The sequence below is a fragment of the Streptomyces sp. NPDC001902 genome (assembly GCF_042891295.1).
In the GTDB taxonomy this organism is placed as follows: domain Bacteria; phylum Actinomycetota; class Actinomycetes; order Streptomycetales; family Streptomycetaceae; genus Actinacidiphila.
Genome location: NZ_JBIATA010000064.1, coordinates 1 through 1,748 on the forward strand (window position 1 = coordinate 1; position 1,748 = coordinate 1,748).

Annotated in this window: 1 protein-coding gene and 1 pseudogene; one reads left to right on the forward strand and one right to left on the reverse strand. The window is 68.1% G+C overall.

The annotated features are described in order from the left end of the window. Positions 1-251 precede the first annotated feature (251 nt). Positions 252-1,453, reverse strand: a protein-coding gene (locus tag ACFYYN_RS43360; RefSeq protein ID WP_500550201.1) for an IS3 family transposase whose coding sequence is annotated in 2 segments (ribosomal slippage) — positions 252-1,168 and positions 1,168-1,453 — 1,203 coding nt in all. Because the reading frame shifts where the segments join, the coding sequence is not laid out codon by codon here. Between the two features lie 63 nt (positions 1,454-1,516). Here ACFYYN_RS43360 and ACFYYN_RS43365 point away from each other — a divergent pair. Continuing rightward, a pseudogene (locus tag ACFYYN_RS43365) lies at positions 1,517-1,748 on the forward strand (IS110 family transposase); the annotation flags it as partial.

A 1,748-nucleotide genomic window follows, 5' to 3' on the forward strand; every position in this document is an offset into this window, starting at 1 on the left:
CGAGCTCACGGCATCACAGTGAAACCGGCGTCCCGGACGGAGCAGCCCCATTTTCCCGGCCTCACGGCGGCCGCGCAGCGGCCTGGGTTCCTGACACGAAAATAGAGTGGACCGCCCAGGTCAGGTGTTGGGGATCGACTCGAAGCGGACGGCTGGATAGTCAAGCGGTGATGGGCTCGAAGCGGATGGTCAGACCCAGGCTGTTGGCTTCTTTGAGCATGCGGGCCTTGACCCCGGATTCTGGACACGGGTTATGCGGCTTTGACCAGCGTAGTTGATGTTGTTCGGGATGCTCGTTCGCAGGCGATGGGGCTGCGATGTCCGAGGCTGGAGTGGCGTCGGACGGTGTTGTAGCGGTGTAGCCAGCGGAAGAGGTCGAGGTGGGCCTCGCGTGCGGTGTCCCAGGCTCGGCGGCCTTGGAGGGTCTCGCGTTTGCAGGTCGCGTTGAACGACTCGGCGAGTGCGTTGTCCGCGCTGGAGCCGACCGCGCTCATGGACTGGGTGACGCCGGCCGCGTGGCAGGCATCGGCGAAGGCCCGGCTGCAGTATTGGGCCCCGTGGTCGCTGTGGAAGGTAGCGCCGGCGAGGCTGCCGTGGGTCCGTTCGGCCCCGTGCAGGGCGTCGATGACAAGGTCGGCGCGCTTGTGGTCGGCGATCGCCCAGCCGGCCAGGCGCCGGGAGGCGAGGTCGATGACCGTGGCCAGATAGAGGAACTTGCCGCCGGTCAGCGGCAAATAGGTGATGTCGCCGACGTACTTCGTGTTCACCGCGGTGGCGGTGAAGTCGCGGCCGATCAGGTCCGGGGCCTTCGCCGCGGCCGGGTCCGCGATCGTGGTGCGGTGCCGGCGCCGCAGCCGCACGCCCGCGAGATCGATGCTCCGCATCACCCGCGCGATCCGCTTGTGGTTGACACGCTCGCCTGCCTCGCGGAGCTCGGCGGTGATCCGGGGGACGCCGTAGGTGCCGTCCGATTCGCGGTGCACGACCCGTATCCGTGCGGCAAGGCGGGTGTCGGACGCCCGCCGGGCAGCCCGGTCCGCAGCGGTCGCGCGCCAGTAGTAGTAGCTGGAGCGGGCGATGCCGAGGATGGTGCACAGCCGCTTGACGCCGTAGCGGCGCTGGTGGTCGGCGACGAACTGGAAGCGGTTCACCAGCGCGTCTCCCCGGCGAAATACTTGGCCGCCTTCCGCAGGATCTCCCGCTCTTCTTCCAGCTCGCGGACCTTCTTGCGCAGGGCCGCGTTCTCCGCCTCCAGCGGTGTGGGCGGCTCGGCCGGTGCCTCCGTGCGGCGTCCTCGCGGCCGGCTCGCTCCGGCTGCCCTGACCCAGTTCCGGAGGGTCTCGGGATTGATCCCCAGATCGGCAGCGACCTGCCGAATCGTCGCCTCGGGCCGCGACTGGTACAGCGCGACCGCGTCCGCCTTGAACTGCGGCGGATAGTTCTTCATGACCACGAGATGTCCGTTCTCAGATCCTCAGGATCCAGTGTCTCGTGTGTCCAAGATCCGGGGTCAAGGCCCAACATCCTGCGCACCGACATGCACGCCCACCGACCCCTGCCGGCCGACTCCGAACTCGCACAGGTCATTACCGTCCTGGCCCGAGCCCAGCAGGACGCCGTCTGGACTCGGCAACAGGTCGCCAACCAAGTCCACTCGCTCCTGCGCGAGTACTACCCTGCTGCTCTGCTGGCCTTCCAGGGCAAGCAAGGCGGTCTGACCAGGGCTGACGCCCGCGTCATCCTCACCC